The organism is Ruegeria sp., from assembly GCF_965199275.1.
Taxonomy (GTDB): Bacteria; Pseudomonadota; Alphaproteobacteria; order Rhodobacterales; family Rhodobacteraceae; genus Ruegeria.
This window is the reverse complement of sequence record NZ_CBDAQX010000035.1, coordinates 274,302-290,493: the sequence shown is the minus strand read 5'-3', so window position 1 is coordinate 290,493 and position 16,192 is coordinate 274,302. Positions and strand designations below refer to the sequence as shown.

General features: G+C 61.0%; 11 protein-coding genes. 4 read left to right on the top strand and 7 right to left on the bottom strand.

The window, feature by feature from the left end; all coding sequences use genetic code 11:
• Window positions 1–26 precede the first annotated feature (26 nt).
• Complete coding sequence (locus ACOERD_RS30035) at window positions 27–1,103, bottom strand: DUF2235 domain-containing protein (RefSeq protein ID WP_419741396.1); 1,077 nt, start codon at window positions 1,101–1,103, stop codon at window positions 27–29.
• A gap of 589 nt (window positions 1,104–1,692) precedes the next feature.
• Between ACOERD_RS30035 and ACOERD_RS30030 the strand changes: the two genes are divergently transcribed.
• The 3 genes from ACOERD_RS30030 (at window position 1,693) to ACOERD_RS30020 (ending at window position 6,533) form a co-directional block, all read left to right on the top strand.
• Window positions 1,693–4,854 carry a valine--tRNA ligase gene (locus ACOERD_RS30030; RefSeq protein ID WP_419741395.1) on the top strand — a complete coding sequence of 1,054 codons (3,162 nt, stop codon included), beginning with the start codon at window positions 1,693–1,695 and terminating at the stop codon, window positions 4,852–4,854.
• Between the two features lie 143 nt (window positions 4,855–4,997).
• Window positions 4,998–6,161, top strand: a complete 1,164-nt coding sequence (locus ACOERD_RS30025) for a benzoate/H(+) symporter BenE family transporter (protein ID WP_419741394.1) — start codon at window positions 4,998–5,000, stop codon at window positions 6,159–6,161.
• A gap of 39 nt (window positions 6,162–6,200) precedes the next feature.
• A complete protein-coding gene (locus tag ACOERD_RS30020; RefSeq protein WP_419741393.1) occupies window positions 6,201–6,533 on the top strand; it encodes a DUF1992 domain-containing protein in 333 nt (110 codons plus the stop codon).
• Here the strand turns inward: ACOERD_RS30020 and ACOERD_RS30015 are convergent, their stop codons facing one another.
• A complete protein-coding gene (locus tag ACOERD_RS30015; protein WP_419741392.1) occupies window positions 6,534–7,316 on the bottom strand; it encodes a crotonase/enoyl-CoA hydratase family protein in 783 nt (260 codons plus the stop codon). It abuts the gene before it with no gap.
• A 125-nt stretch (window positions 7,317–7,441) separates the two neighbouring features.
• Here ACOERD_RS30015 and ACOERD_RS30010 point away from each other — a divergent pair, with 125 nt between their 5' ends.
• Complete coding sequence (locus ACOERD_RS30010; protein ID WP_419741391.1) at window positions 7,442–8,551, top strand: pyridoxal phosphate-dependent aminotransferase; 1,110 nt, start codon at window positions 7,442–7,444, stop codon at window positions 8,549–8,551.
• Window positions 8,552–8,630: 79 nt separating this feature from the next.
• Here ACOERD_RS30010 and ACOERD_RS30005 read toward each other — a convergent pair whose 3' ends face one another.
• The 5 genes from ACOERD_RS30005 to ptsP form a co-directional block, all read right to left on the bottom strand.
• A complete protein-coding gene (locus tag ACOERD_RS30005; RefSeq protein ID WP_419741390.1) occupies window positions 8,631–9,821 on the bottom strand; it encodes a pyridoxal-phosphate-dependent aminotransferase family protein in 1,191 nt (396 codons plus the stop codon).
• Window positions 9,822–9,872: 51 nt separating this feature from the next.
• Window positions 9,873–10,505, bottom strand: coding sequence for a bifunctional 4-hydroxy-2-oxoglutarate aldolase/2-dehydro-3-deoxy-phosphogluconate aldolase (locus ACOERD_RS30000; protein WP_419741389.1), 633 nt, complete (start codon window positions 10,503–10,505; stop codon window positions 9,873–9,875).
• Window positions 10,506–10,508: 3 nt separating this feature from the next.
• The gene (edd, locus tag ACOERD_RS29995) at window positions 10,509–12,314 is read right to left on the bottom strand and encodes a phosphogluconate dehydratase (protein WP_419741388.1); all 1,806 of its coding nucleotides are present in this window, start codon (window positions 12,312–12,314) and stop codon (window positions 10,509–10,511) included.
• A gap of 2 nt (window positions 12,315–12,316) precedes the next feature.
• On the bottom strand, window positions 12,317–13,762 hold the full coding sequence (gene zwf / locus ACOERD_RS29990; RefSeq protein ID WP_419741387.1) for a glucose-6-phosphate dehydrogenase: 1,446 nt from the start codon (window positions 13,760–13,762) through the stop codon (window positions 12,317–12,319).
• Between the two features lie 161 nt (window positions 13,763–13,923).
• On the bottom strand, window positions 13,924–16,167 hold the full coding sequence (gene ptsP / locus ACOERD_RS29985) for a phosphoenolpyruvate--protein phosphotransferase (RefSeq protein ID WP_419741386.1): 2,244 nt from the start codon (window positions 16,165–16,167) through the stop codon (window positions 13,924–13,926).
• Between the last annotated feature and the right edge of the window lie 25 nt (window positions 16,168–16,192).

Below are 16,192 nucleotides of genomic sequence, written 5' to 3'. Positions count from 1 at the left end.
GGAGCCGCGGGCACATGATCGGCATTTTACTGCGCCGGATGGGATGGTAGGTCTGGTTCAGGTTGCCACCCAGGCACATCCTCGGGCGCGACCGAGGCGTGGAGGTGTTCGGACTGGTCCTTGCCCACTATCCGTCTTTTGCGCAGAAGAAAAATCTTGCCCCACCCGCGCCACGTTCCAACCGACGCCCCCTGAGCATTGGTCGGAAAACGAGCGCGCCATCCCTCCGGCAGCGGCAGCCCATGCCGCTCGGCCTTGTCCAGCATCCAGATGAGAGAGATGTTGCTGAGGGCGCGTGCTTCTTCATAGCCGTTCAACTGACCACCCACATCGCCATGGGTGCCCCGGAACCAGACCTGTTCGACATGGCCTTTGAACTCTGGTGTGCATTTCCACAGGACAGGTTCATAGACCTCGCGGGTCTCATTCAGGGCCATCGCGTGATATCCGTGGCGGATCGCGCGGCCCAGTTGATGATTGTGGAAGGCGTGCTTTTCCTCGGCCCAGCGCCACAGCAGCGGCAGGCGCAGACCCAGCGCTTTGACCGTGTCCCATACTCCGACCATCTCGATCGCCACATCCTCATGGCAAAATTTGCGGCGAAAATCGCGGGCGGCTGTGCCGCTGGGATTGCATTCATAGTGGCGGTAGGCCTGCTTGATGTTCCGCTCGGTCGCGTGTTCCGCCTTCAACAAGCCGATCATGTCGATCACACCCGCAAGGCTGCGAACACCGTAGGCGCCCCGCGAATACCCTATAAAGTAAATCCGGTCTCCGGGTTTGTAGCGCGAGGCCAGATAGCCATAGGCCCGACGGATCTGCCGATTGATCCCCCGCCCCATCATCACATCGAGCGAAGACTTCCAGCTTTCCCACTGCACTCCAGCCTCATAAAATACTGAAACCTGAGGCCCCATTTCCTGACACAGGCGAAACGTCTGCCCGGCATGGGTTTCGAGGCCGGGTTCCAGCGTCGACATTGTTCCGTCCAGAATGACAACATGGCTGATCGGCTCACGGTGCAGCGCTTCGGCGGAATGCTCAGAGCGTAAGGGCCGCCCGAGCCATCCAAGTACCTTTCTGCTTAACCGTGACAGAATCATATCTCAGCCACTCCTGTACTCTTCGAGGGTGCGCGCGCGTCTCAGCATTGCGCCACCCTGACCTTCAAGGTGCATCTGCAACTGATGGCTATGCGCCCATATCCCACCTCTGCTCAAACGCCGGCCCATCACTTGCCCGCGCACTGGTAAAGGCGGGCTATACTCAAGGATGGGTATCATCCGCATGCCGGACAAGAGATCCAACGAAACCGTGAAACGTTGAAGCATAGCTGCAAGCCTAAGCGGGCATTTGGGCATCATCATGACTAAGGCGTGCGGCATGCGTGACCTCGTCGTTGCAGCCACCATATGTCTGAATATATTATGAAAGCTCAAACGCATTGCAAAATTCCCTAAACCGTCTGACGACAAATCACGAAACGAGCAGTTAAGCCGCATCTTATTGGGTCGCACCGTCTCGTGACTGCACGCTACAAGTGTAGCTGAACAACCCACTGGCCGTCTGTGGCCTGGTTCACGGTCCCGGCGGATCGAATGCCTTGTGGATTTGAGCGCAAAGCCTTCCCCTTTTGCCATCCTTTCGCTATTGCACGCACTAACCCAAGATTGATGACGCAGGACGCACCCCATGGCGATGGAAAAGACATTCAACGCGGCCGAGGCCGAGGCCCGCATCTACGAGGCCTGGGAACAGGCCGGAGCCTTCAAGGCAGGCGCGAACAAATCGCGTGACGAGAGCTTTACCATCATGATCCCCCCGCCCAACGTGACCGGTGCTTTGCACGTGGGCCACGCGTTCAACAACACGCTGCAGGACATCCTGATCCGCTGGCACCGGATGCGCGGCTTCGACACTCTCTGGCAGCCCGGTCAGGACCACGCAGGCATCGCCACGCAGATGCAGGTGGAAAAGATGCTGGCCGCCACACAGCAGCCGGGTCGGCGCGAGTTGGGTCGCGAGAGATTCCTTGAGAAAGTCTGGGAATGGAAAGGCGAATACGGCGGCACGATTATCGAGCAGCTGAAACGTCTGGGCTCCTCCTGCGACTGGTCGCGCAACGCCTTCACCATGGCCGGTGCGGCGGGCGATCCGCGCACAGGGCATGAGAACTCGGCCAATTTCCACGACGCGGTGATCAAGGTTTTCGTCGACATGTACGAAAAGGGCCTGATCTATCGCGGCAAGCGTCTGGTCAACTGGGACCCGCATTTCGAAACTGCGATCTCGGACCTCGAAGTCGAGAATATCGAAGTCGCGGGCCACATGTGGCACTTCAAATACCCGCTGGCCGGGGGCGAGACCTACACCTATGTCGAGAAAGACGAGGACGGGAATATCGTGCTTGAGGAAGAGCGCGACTATATCTCGATCGCCACGACCCGACCTGAGACCATGCTGGGCGACGGCGCGGTCGCGGTTCATCCCTCGGATGAGCGGTATGCGCCCATCGTGGGCAAGCTCTGCGAAATCCCGGTGGGTCCGAAAGAGCATCGCCGTCAGATCCCGATTATCACCGATGAGTATCCGGACCCCGATTTCGGCTCTGGCGCGGTGAAGATCACCGGCGCGCATGACTTCAACGACAACATGGTCGCCAAGCGCGGTGGCATTCCGATGTACCGCCTGATGGACACCAAAGGCGCGATGCGGGCCGATGGTGTGCCTTACGCGGAAGAAGCGGACAAGGCGCAGGAATACGCGCGTGGTAAGGATTTCACCGAGAACGAGATCGACGCGATCAACCTGATCCCTGACCACCTGCGCGGCCTAGATCGGTTCGAAGCGCGCGCGAAGGTTGTCGAAGAAATCACTGCGGACGGTCTGGCTGTTATGACCCGCGCGGATGATCCGCGTCTGGGTTCAACCGCTCTGAAGCCCGATCATGAAGGCGCGGACAAGCTGGTCCCGCTGGTCGAGAGCAAACCGATTATGCAGCCGTTTGGCGACCGCTCCAAAGTGGTCATCGAGCCGATGTTCACAGACCAATGGTTCGTTGATGCCGCCAAAGTCGTCGGCCCCGCGCTGGATGCGGTCAAGGACGGTACGGTCAAGATCATCCCCGATTCGGGCGAGAAAACCTACTACCACTGGCTGGAAAACATCGAGCCCTGGTGTATTTCGCGCCAGCTGTGGTGGGGGCATCAGATTCCGGTTTGGTATGGCCTCGATCTCTCGGCTGAGAACTTCAAGGACGACGAAAACGACGGCGACCTTGATCTGGTCGAATTGGGCCGTTTGCTGAACGAAGGCGGCATGTTGCATCGTGGCAATGTCATGGAATGCGCTGCTAGCCTTGAAGCCGTCACCGAGAAATTCCTCGACGACAACGCAAACATCCCCAGTCCGCTGAGCCACGCGACGGTTGTCGAAGTCGCCGACAAGCAGGAAGCGATCCATCAGTTCGCCGAAAGCCTTGCTCAATACGCGGTCGAACAAGACCCGACCAAGCTGGTCTATCCGGTTTGGCGCGACCCGGATGTGCTCGACACATGGTTCTCCTCCGGCCTCTGGCCCATCGGTACGCTAGGCTGGCCCGAACAGACCGAGGAACTGGAACGCTATTTCCCGACGGACGTTCTGGTTACCGGTTTCGACATCCTGTTCTTCTGGGTCGCCCGGATGATGATGATGCAACTGGCCGTGGTCGATCAGATCCCGTTCCACACCGTCTACCTGCACCAGCTCGTCCGTGACGAGAAGGGCAAGAAGATGTCCAAGACCACCGGCAACGTCATTGACCCGCTGGAAATCGTGGACGAATTCGGCGCCGACGCGCTGCGCTTTACCAACGCCTCGATGGCGGCGATTGGTGGTGTGCTGAAACTGTCCCGCGAACGCATCACCGGCTACCGGAACTTCGGCACCAAGCTGTGGAACGCCGTCCGCTTTGCTGAGATGAACGAGGTATTCACCGACGCCGTCCCACAACTGGATGTGGCCGACCTGAAGCCCAAGGCGGCCGTGAACCGCTGGATCCTCGGTGAAACTGCCCGCGTGCGGGAAGAGGTCGATGCTGCGCTGGAAAGCTATCGTTTCAACGATGCATCCAACGGGCTTTATGCCTTTGTCTGGGGCAAGGTCTGCGACTGGTACGTAGAACTGTCGAAACCCCTACTACAAGGCGACGACACCGAGGCACAGGCCGAGACCCGCGCCACCATGCGCTGGGTTCTGGATCAGTGCATGGTCCTGCTGCACCCGATCATGCCCTTCATCACCGAAGAGCTTTGGGCGCTGACCGGCAACCGCGCCAAGATGGTTGTCCACGCCGACTGGCCGACCTACGCCGCTGCCGACCTGATCGACGCCGACGCGGATCGCGAAATGAACTGGGTGATCTCGGTGATCGAAAACACCCGCTCCGCCCGTGCGCAAATGCGGGTTCCGGCGGGCCTCTACGTGCCGATGCTGGTGACCGAGATCGACAATCACGGTCAAGCCGCGTGGGAGCGCAACGAAGCACTGATCAAACGTCTTGCGCGGATCGATAGTCTGACCAAGGCTGATGAGCTGCCAAGAGGCACGATCTCGATTGCCGCCCCGGGCGCGAGCTTCGGCCTGCCTCTGGCGGACATCATCGACATCGGCGCCGAAAAGGAACGGTTGGAGAAAGCCAAGGGCAAACTGGCCAAAGAACTCGGCGGTCTTCGTGGGCGTCTGAACAACCCCAAATTCGTGGCCTCGGCCCCGGAAGAAGTAGTTGAGGAAGCCAAAGCAAACCTCGCTGCGCGTGAAGAAGAAGAGGCCAAGCTGAACGAAGCCCTCGCTCGTCTGGCCGAACTCGCCTGATTTCCTTCTCGTTCCAAATAGGGAAATCCCAACCTCACCACCCGAAGCGGTGGTGAGGTTTTTCTTTGCACTCAGAGCTTTCCCCTTGTTCGCGCCAGCCCGCGCTTGTTAGCAGTTCGGAATAACAACCCTCCGAGGCCCCTATGGCACGACCTTTTCCTCCGATGCAGACCGTCTCAACAGGACTCGTAGTCGCCATTGTCGGGTTCTTCAGCTCGTTTCCCATCGTGCTACAAGGGCTGGCTGCAATGGGCGCATCAGCTGCCCAAGCTGCCTCTGGCCTGATGAGTGCTGCGATTGCCATGGGGCTGGCCGCGATTGTTCTCAGCCTGCGCTACCGGCAACCCATCAGCGTGGCCTGGTCTACCCCAGGGGCGGCGTTGCTGGCGGTTTCGGCTACCCCGGCCGCAGGCTTCTCAGGCGCAATCGGAGCCTTCCTCTGCGCCGGAGCCTTGACGATTCTGGCCGGACTTTGGAAACCCTTGGGGCGCCTGGCCGCTGCGATCCCGACCACTCTGGCACAGGCGATGCTCGGCGGTGTTCTTTTACCCCTTTGCATTGTCCCGTTCAAAGCAGCAGTTGAGCTACCTTGGCAGGCACTGCCCGTGATCCTGACATGGTTCATCGCCGGACGCCTGAACCGGCTGTTTGCCGTTCCCGCAGCCGTCGTAGCCGCAGCGCTGGTGGTGGTGTTCAGCGCCGAAGGTGCATCCGTCCGGCCCGAGGCCTATCTGGCCGCGCCCGTCTGGACGATGCCGTCATTCTCGCTTGCGTCAGCTATCGGCATCGGCCTGCCGCTGTTCGTCGTCACAATGGCAACCCAAAACATCCCCGGCATCGCCGTGATGCGCAGCTTTGGCTACACACCCGCACCTGGCAAGCTGTTTTCCTCCGTCGGAGGGGCAAGCATGTTGTCGGCCCCATTTGGAGCTCCCGCCACCTGTCTGGCGGCCATCACCGCCGCGATGTGTTCGAACGAAGACAGCCACCCGGACCGCACGCTGCGCTATTGGTCGGCAATCATGGCCGGTGTGTTCTACTGCGTCTTCGGTATCTTCGCCGTGGCGATCACAGGCTTTGCCGCCCATGCCGACCCGCTACTGATGGGCACGCTGACCGGCGTGGCCTTGATCGGAGTGATGGCCAACGCCACCTTCGCAGCACTCGAAATACCCGCCGAGCGCGAAGCCGCAATCCTGACCTTCGCTATCACGGCTTCAGGGATCACGGTGTTCGGTCTGGGCGCTGCGGTCTGGGGCTTGATGGCTGGGGGCGTCGCCTACATCTTGACCACCAAACTGCGATGATCCCTTTCTCCCCACGCCTGAAAAAGTTATCCTGCGCCCATGTTCGGATCACTTGGAAAACTGGTGGAACGCCAGATAAAGAAGGCTCAGGCCGAGGGTCAATTACAGGGTCTTGAGGGCGAAGGTGCGCCTCTGCCTGATCGCTCTGGCGAAGCGCAAAGCGATCCCGCCATGGCGGCCGGTCATCGGATCATGGCGCAGGCCGGGGTACTGCCCGAGGAGTTCGACATCAAAAAACAGTTGGACGAGGCACGCAAGGAATATGCCGGACTGACCGATCCCGAGGCCCGCAAAGCCACGATGTCTAAGATCGCCGATCTCGAAATGCGCTACAACATGGCCCGAGACGCGCGGCGTGCCTTCATGCGGTGATCACTTGAACTCGGGCTTTCGGCCCTGCATCTGTGCCATCACAACCTCCACCTGGTCAGGCTTTCCAATCAGATCCACCTGTTCCGAGGACTCGGCCAGCAATACAGCGGCGCGCGGATTGGTTTCGGCAAAGTCTATGAGCCGCTTGGCAGCGCGGATGGCCGAGGGGCTTTGTGAGGCGATGTTTTCAGCCAAGGCCAGTGCTTCGGTCTGAGGATCATCGGACAGCTTGGTGACCAGGCCCCACTCGGCCGCCTGTGCAGCCCCAATGGGACGCGCGGTATAGGTCAGCAGCCGCAAAACGTCCGAGCGAACCAGTTTAGGCAGCAGAACCATGCCCCCCATATCGGGGATGATGCCCCATTTCATCTCCATCACTGCCAGCTTCGCATCGGGGTGGGCGATGCGGATATCCGCGCCCAGAGCAATTTGCAGGCCGCCCCCATAGGCCGCGCCTTGGATTGCGCAGATTACAGGAACAGGGATGCGCCGCCAGATTAGGGCCAGTTCCTGCATCTCGTTGGCGTCGTCATGGCTGCGGGTCATCAGCCATTCGGTCGGGTCCATATTGGCCATTTTCGCGAAACTCGCCATGTCGAGACCGGCGCAGAAGCTTTTGCCCTCACCCGAGAGGACCACAGCGCGGGCGTCCGATGCCGCGACCTCTTGCCCAGCGGCCAGCAGCGCCTTGATCATTGCCTCGTCCAGAGCATTCATCTTGTCGCCGCGCGTCAGCGTGACATGAGCGATGTGATCCTTGTACTCGACAGATACGCGCGCCATTCCGGACCTCCTTGTTTTGCAGTCTTAATAAGACTGCCCCGAATGCGAGTGCAGTTCCACCGCGACGTTAAGGCATGTTGAGGCGCGGGCTTGCAGCAACCCGCACGGTGGGCTTATCTGCGCCTATGACCAAACCTCGCTACACATCGCTCGCCCAATCCCTGCCCGCAACCGTCCCGTTTGTGGGGCCGGAAACGCAGGAGCGCCAACGCGGTGCCCCGTTCAAGGCGCGGCTTGGCGCGAATGAAAGCGTGTTTGGCCCCTCTCCGCGTGTCATCGAAGCGATGCAACGGGCCTCTGGTGAGATTTGGATGTATGGTGACCCCGAGAACCATGATCTGCGCCATGCGTTGGCCGCACATCACGGTGTTACCCCCGAGAACATAGTAGTGGGCGAAGGCATTGACGGGCTCTTGGGCTATCTGGTGCGACTATTGATCGGGCCGGGCGACGCGGTGGTGACTTCAGACGGGGCCTATCCCACATTCAATTACCATGTGGCGGGCTTTGGAGGGGTTTTGCACAAGGTCCCCTATCGCGACGATCGCGAAGACCCCGCCGCTTTGTTTGCCAAGGCCGCAGAGGTGGGCGCCAAGCTGGTCTATCTGGCCAACCCCGACAACCCGATGGGAAGCTGGCATTCGGGTTCCGATATCGTAGCCGCGATGGAGGCTTTGCCCGCAGGGTGCCTGCTGGTACTGGACGAGGCCTATGTCGAATGCGCGCCGGACGGCACTGCTGCGCCCGTTGCCGCCGATGATCGGCGCGTGATCCGGATGCGGACGTTTTCAAAGGTGTACGGGATGGCCGGGGCGCGGGTTGGTTATGCCATCGGTGCCCCTGATCTGATCGCGGCGTTCAACAAGGTGCGCAACCATTTCGGCATGAACCGGGCTGCACAAGCCGGGGCGCTGGCCGCGCTTGAGGATGGCGACTGGCTGTCAGAAGTGCAGGCCCGGATCACTGAGGCTCGGGACCGTATCGGGCAAATTGCGCAGGCCAACGGTTTGACCCCGTTGCCTTCGGCCACGAATTTCGTTGCGATTGACTGCGGGCGTGACGGGGTGTTTGCGAGGGCCGTGCTGGACTCGCTGGTTGAACAGGGTGTGTTTGTGCGGATGCCATTTGCGGCCCCGCAGAACCGCTGTATCCGGGTGAGTTGTGGTGGAGAGGCAGAGATGGCGGCTTTTGAAGCGGCCTTGCCTTTGGCCTTGGCGCAAGCTCGCGCGGTCTAGGGGGCTGTCTGCCCCCTATCGCGCCAAGGCGCGATTCCCCCCGATGATATTATCGGCCAGATGAAGATGCGGATCGGCGCTATGTGGCCAATATCGCGGCGGCGGCTTCCAGCGCGCCTTGGCCGCGAGGGATATCTAGTGCCGCCATGGCAGTTTCCATGCCGCCCAGCATCGCCATGATCATCTGCGCGTTGACGTGCCCCATATGGCCCAGTCGGAAGCAACCGTCCCAGTCCTCCATTCCCAAGCCGATGCCCAGCGTTAGACCAAGCTGGTTTTCGGTGTAGTTGCGCAGCGGCGTGCCGCGCCCCTCGGTTAGACGCAGGGCGGTTACGGCGTGGCTACGATGGGTCAGGTCGGTGACGTTGAAATGAAGCGCTCCGCCTTGCGCCCAGACGTCGCTGGCGGCCCAGATGGCCTTGGCAAGGCGCTCATGTCGGGCCCAGACGTTTTCGAGACTCTCACCGTGGATCAGGTCCAGCGCGGCGCGCAAACCGTAGAGGTGATGGGTGGGCGCGGTGCCATTGAAATACTGATAGAACAACTCTGGGTTGGCGCGCGGTTGCCAATCCCAATATTGCGAAACGCGGGGCATTGAAGCGCGTTTCGCCTGCGCTTTGTCGTTGAAGAAGACAAAGCCGGTGCCCGCCGGGGTCATAAGGCCCTTCTGGCAGGCTGTCACGGTGACATCGACTCCCCAAGCATCCATCTCGAACCTGTCGCACCCCAGTGAGGCGATACAGTCGGCCATCAGGAGTGCCGGGTGGTTCAAGTCATCCAGCAAAGCGCGCAAGGCAGGGATGTCATTTCGGATCGAGGTGGACGTATCCACGTGGACGGCAAGCACAGCTTTGATTTTGTGCTCTTTGTCAGCGTTCAGCGCCTCGGCGATACGGTCGAGATCCCAGGGTGAAGACAAGCCGAAGTCTAACAGGTCAACCTTTGCGCCGATCCCCTCGGCCATCTCGGCCCAGCCATGAGTGAAACGACCCGAGGCTGGGGCCAGAACGGTTTCTCCGGGGGCGATCACATTCGACAGCGCGGCCTCCCACGTGCCGTGGCCGTTGGCGATATAGATAGCGACCTCGTGCTGGGTACCGGCCACGCGCTTTAGGTCCTGCGTCAGCGCGGGCATCATCTCGATCAACGCGCCGTCGTAGATATTGGGCGACGGTCGGTGCATGGCTTGCAGCACCGCGTCGGGCATCACCGAAGGGCCCGGAATGGCCAAATACTCGCGCCCATGCACGAGGGAGGTTTGGTTTGTCATGAGGGCAACCTGCTTAACTTGTGGCCTACCCTAGCGTTTCGCCTTGCGGCGTCAATCCGTCAGGTGGGTTGCCTCACGCGCAAGCGCTTCGATCCCAGACCAATCGCCCTCTTGAACCATCTGCTTTGGCGCGACCCAGCTTCCACCGGCGCAGGCTACGTTGGATAGCGAAAGGTAGTCGCGGGCATTCGAGGGCGATACTCCGCCTGTGGGGCAGAATGTGATCTGAGGCAGGGGCGCCCCAATCGCTTTCAGGGCCGGCGCGCCGCCCGAGGCCTCGGCGGGGAAGAATTTCAGCATGTCATAGCCCTTTTCCAGCAGGGTCATGGCCTCACTCGCGGTGGCCGCGCCGGGCAAAAGGGGCAGGCCTTCTGCTTCGCAGGCGGCGATCAGGGCATCCGTCGCGCCGGGCGAGACGCCGAACTGCGCGCCAGCCTCTTTGGCGGCGCGGACGTCTTCGGGAGTGACCAGCGTGCCTGCGCCCACGACGCCTCCGGGCACAGCGGCCATGGCGCGGATCACGTCCAGCGCGGCAGGGGTGCGCAGAGTGACTTCGAGCGCGGGAAGACCACCTGCGACCAGCGCCTCTGCCAAGGGGCGGGCGTGTGCGGCGTCATCGACAACCAGCACCGGAACGATGGGGGCCAGCGCGCAGATCTCGCGGGTGCGTTGGGTTTTGGTCATGGGTTAAACTCCGAAAATGCTGGCACCTGTGTCGGCGGACCCGACATTCTGGCGGAAAGCGCCGAAAAGGTCGCGGCCGACGCCGTGATGGTTGGCAGACAGATCAGCAGTCGCTGGGCTGCGGTCGAGGACGCCGGGGGTGAGGATTTCCAGCTCACCCTTTACGGCATCGACGCGCAGCAGATCACCGTCTTGCAGATAGCCGATGGCGCCACCGTCCAGAGCTTCGGGGCAGACATGGATGGCGGCGGGAACCTTGCCCGACGCACCAGACATTCGGCCATCGGTGACCAAAGCGACCTTTTGGCCTCTGCCCTGAAGGATCGACAGTATCGGCGTCAGCGAGTGCAGCTCGGGCATACCGTTGGCCTTCGGACCCTGGAACCGAACAACGACGATGACGTCATCGGTGAACTCCCCGGCCTTGAAGGCGGCTTTGACATCGTTCTGGTCGTGAAACACACGGACGGGCGCTTCGACCACTTGGTGTTCGGGTGCCACGGCCGAGACCTTCATGACACCCGTGCCCAGATTTCCGGTCAGGCGCGACAGGCCACCTGTAGACTGGAACGGGTCCTTGGCCGGGCGCACAATCTTTTCATTCAGGCTATGGCCCGCGCCGTCTTCCCAGACCAACTCGCCGTCTTTCAGCTTGGGTTCCTTGGTGTAGTTGTGAAGCCCCTGCCCCGCGACGGTCAGTGTGTCGGGGTGCAGCAGTCCATCATCCAACAGTGTGCTGATGGTAAAGCCCAAGCCCCCGGCGGCGTGGAAGTGGTTCACATCGGCCAGACCGTTGGGATAGACCCGCGCGACCAGAGGGACCACGGCAGAAATATCCGAGAAATCCTCCCAATCCAGCACGATACCGCCCGCGCGCGCCATGGCGATCAGGTGGATCAGTAAGTTGGTCGACCCGCCAGTGGCCATCAGGCCAACGATACCATTGACGAAGGCGCGTTCATCGAGGATCTGACAAACCGGCGTGTAGTGATTGCCCAAAGCGCTGAGAGACAGGGCGCGGCGCGCACCTTCCTCGGTCAACGCATCGCGCAGAGGCGTGTTGGGATTGACGAAACTTGAGCCCGGCAGGTGCAGGCCCATGAACTCCATCAGCATCTGATTGGTGTTGGCGGTACCGTAGAAGGTGCAGGTGCCGGGGCCATGGTAAGCTGCCATTTCAGCCTTCATCAGGGCGTCGCGACCCACTTCTCCGGCAGCGAATTGCTGGCGCACCTTGGCTTTTTCGTCATTCGGCAGACCGCTGGTCATCGGACCAGCCGGCAGGAAGACGGCCGGAAGATGGCCAAAGGCCTGCGCGCCGATGATTAGGCCCGGCACGATCTTGTCGCAGACCCCAAGAAACACCGCCGCGTCATAGGTGTTGTGGCTGAGCGCCACGCCCGTCGCCAGCGCGATCACATCTCGCGAAAACAGAGACAGCTCCATCCCCGCCTCGCCTTGGGTCACGCCGTCGCACATGGCGGGAACTCCGCCTGCGACCTGCGCTGTACCGCCTGCCGCGCGGATCGCTTGACGGATCAACTCGGGATACCGCTCGAACGGTTGGTGGGCCGAGAGCATATCGTTATAGGCGGTGACGATACCAAGGTTTCCAGCCGTCCCGGTTGCCATCGAGTTCTGATCCTCGCCCGCACCGGCATAGGCATGCGCCTGACCGCTACAGGACAGATGCGCACGGGCGGGGCCTTTGGATTTGGCCTGTTCCATCCGCTCAAGATGCGGGCCGCGCAGGTCGGCGCTGCGGTCGATGATGCGTTTAGTGACGTCCGAAATAACTGTATTGACCATGATTACCCTCCGATCTGACGCCAGCGGCGTCCATCGCGATGCATCAGCATCAATGCTTCTTCGGGCCCTGAACTGCCCTGATCGTATTTTGCGGGCTTGTCGCCACGCTCTTCCCAGCCGCGAATGATGGGATCAACCCAGGCCCAGGCGGCCTCGGCTTCATCGCCGCGCATGAACAGGGTTTGGTCGCCGCGGATCACATCCATGATGAGGCGTTCATAGGCGTCGGGCGATTGCGCGGCATCGCCCAGCGCATCGGCAAAGCTCATATCGAGCGCGACGTCGGACAGACGGAACCCGCCCTGCCCCGGTTCCTTGATCGTAGTGCGCAGAGTGATGCCCTCGTCCGGCTGCAGACGGATCACCAGCACATTGCCGTGCAGAGGCCCCACATTGGGAAAAATCGTATGCGGCGGGTCGCGGAAGAACACCGCAATTTCGGACTCGCGCGCCCTTAGGCGTTTGCCGGTGCGCAGGTAGAAGGGCACACCCGCCCAGCGCCAGTTACCGATATGCGCCTTCAAAGCTATGAAACTTTCGGTGCGGCTGGCGGGATCGCCGACATGATCGAGATAACCGTCGCCGCCCTTATCTGTGCGATACTGACCACGCGCGATATCCTTCGGCTCGACAGGTTCGAGCGCTTCGATCACCTTAACCTTTTCATCGCGCACCGCGTTAGGCGCGAATTTCGAGGGCGGCTCCATCGCGGTCAGGCAGAGAAGCTGCACCAGATGGTTCTGGATCATATCCCGCATCGCGCCGGATTGGTCGTAGTAAGCACCGCGCCCCTCGACACCGACAGTCTCGGCCACGGTGATTTGCACGTGATCGACATGGGTCGCGTTCCACAGCGGCTCGAAAAGGGAATTGGCAAAGCGCAGCGCCATCAGGTTCTGCACGGTTTCCTTGCCCAGATAATGGTCGATCCGGTAGATTTGATGCTCTTCGAAACAGGCGCGTAGCCCCTCGTTTAGCGCCTTGGCCGAGGCCAGATCATGACCGAAGGGCTTTTCCACCACGATCCGGCTGTCGGGCGTGGCAAGCCCGTGATCGTTCAGACGCTGCGCAATGCCTGAGAACAGGCTCGGTCCGACAGACAGATAGAAAGCCCGCACCACGTCAGGCCTCAGGGCTTTGGCCAGATCGGACCAGCCCGCATCGCCCAGCGCATCCACCGGCACATAGTCAACGTGGGTCAGGAAGCGATCCAGAGTTTTCTTGTCGTAACTCGGCGCGAATTTATCCATCGACGCGCGCAACTGGTCCCGAAACCCAACACTGTCCATGTCGGACCGGGCGGTTCCGATGATCCGCGCATCCTCCGGCATCTGGCCCATTTCAAACCGATGATACAGCCCCGGCAAGATCTTGCGTTGCGCCAGATCGCCCGTCGCGCCAAACAGCACGAGGTCGAACGGGTCTACCGGGATGACGCGTGAAACCATGATCAGCTTCCTTTTATGCTTCCTGCCCCAAGAAGCAGAACCTCAGTCGCGATGGGGGTCGCTAGTGCGGCCCTGAATGTTATCGCTAACATTTCCACCGCTGGATACGGAACCTTGAAATAAAAATCAAGCCCGGAATCCCCAATAGGCCGACTGATGGGTCACGATTGCGACCGCAACCACTCCATGACCGCCGGGCGCACGGATTGCTCACCACGATGACGTGCATCCGCGATGATCTTGCGGACGTCCTGCAGGTTCGATCTCAGCAACAGGCTTTTGACCGGCCCGATCGAAGCCGGACGCATGGACAAAGTGCGGATACCCATCGCAGCCAGACACAGTGCCTCAACTGGGCGACCGGCATCCTCACCACAGAAACTCAGCGGCGTGTCCGAGATGTTGCAACGCTCTACGATCCGTTCGATGAAGCTGAGGAAACTGACGTTCAACGTGTCATATCGACGGCGCACCAGCTCGTTTTCACGGTCGGCGGCAAAGAAGAACTGTTTCAGGTCGTTGCCCCCGATCGAGATGAAATCCACCTCGTCAAAGAACTTTTGCGGTGAGAACGCCAGCGAAGGCGTTTCCAGCATCGCCCCAACCTCAAGCGTTTCTGGCAGGATATGGCCAAGACGCTTTTCACGCTCGATGGTTTTGTTGACCTCCCATCGGGCCTCGCGGAACTCCTCGGCCTGCGCAACGAAGGGGAACATGATGGTCAGTGGGCGGCCATTGGCGGCGCGCAACAGGGCCTGCAGCTGCATCCGCATTACGCCGCGCTTGTCCAGACCGACACGGATTGCACGCCAGCCCAGCGCCGGGTTCGGTTCCGCCACGTGCTTCATGTAGGGCAGAACCTTATCCGATCCGATATCGAGGGTCCGGAACACTACGCGTTTTTCTCCGGCCGCGTCCAGAACCCGCTGGTATTGGGTCACCAGCTCAGACCGTTTCGGCATCTGGTTACGGATTAGGAATTGCAGCTCGGTCCGGAACAAACCAACCCCTTCCGCGCCCGAGTTCCCGAGCGAGGGCAGATCGGCCATCAGGCCCGCATTCATCGCCATGTTGATCCGCGCGCCATCCTGCGTAACGGTTGGCGTTTCCCGGATCGAAGCATAGCGCTCCTGCGCTTTGGCCTGCATCGCGATCTTGTCGCGAAACGCGCTGACCACAGAGTCTTCGGGGCGCAGATGGACGACGCCATTGTCCCCATCAACAAGGATGTGGTCGCCGTTGAGAGCCTCGGTCGTGATCCGCCCGACATGCACAACCAATGGGATCGCCAGCGCGCGGGCCACAATCGTGGCGTGGCTGCCGACCGAGCCTTCCTCGAGCACGATCCCCTTCAGGGACCGGCCATATTCCAACAGGTCTCCGGGGCCGATGTTGCGGGCGATGAGGATCGGATCGGGCGGCAGATCGGCGCTGTCGGTCTTGCCTTGTCCGGTCAGGATTCGCAGCAAGCGATTACTGAGGTCATCCAGATCCGCCAGCCGTTCCCGCAAATAGGGATCGGTCACCTGCCCCATGCGGGCCCGGGCCTGCGATTGCTCTTTTTCGACCGCGGCCTCGGCGCTGAGGCCGAGGGCGATGTCTTCCTCCATCCTCCGCATCCAGCCCTTGGAATTGGCGAACATGCGGTAGGCTTCCAGAACTTTCAGCTGCTCTTTGTCGCCGTTCTGCGAGATTTCGAGCATCTTGTCGACGCCGACGCGCAGTTCCTCTACCGCCTCATTCAACCGCTCGCTTTCGCGTTGCGGGTCTTCGGCAATCGGGTTGGTCACAACAACGCGCGGCTCGTGCAGCCAGACATGCCCCTCGGCAGACCCTTCCTGCGCCGGACCGCCGGTCAATTGCACCGATTGCTGGTGCAAGGGAGACAGGGCCGCGCCTTCGCCAACGAACGCGCCCAGTTCGGCCATCTCAGCCAGAACCATTGCCACCACTTCCAGCGCATAAATCTCATCGGCGGAGAACTCGCGCGCGTCACGGGACTGCACCACAAGAACGCCCAGTTTCTGACCTAGCCGCTGTACCGGCACCCCGAGGAATGAAGAAAACCGTTCCTCGCCTGTTTCCGGCATGAACCGGAACCCCTTGGCCGCGGGTGCATCCGCTGTGTTCACCACCTTGCCGGATTTAGCCACCCGGCCCACAAGACCCTCACCCAGACGCATCCGGGTTTGGTGGACCGCCTCGGGCGAGAGGCCCTCGGTCGCGCAAAGCTCAAGGGTTTCTTCGTCACGGAACAGGTAGATCGAGCAGACCTCGCAACGAATGCTATCGGCAATCAGCTGCGTGATGCGGTCGAGACGCTCCTGACCGGCCGCCTCGCTCGCCATTTCCTCGCGCAGCCGAACCAGCAGCTTGCGGGATTCTGTTTCCGTACCGTCCGCCATGGCCCAACCCAATTAGTGCGTCAGG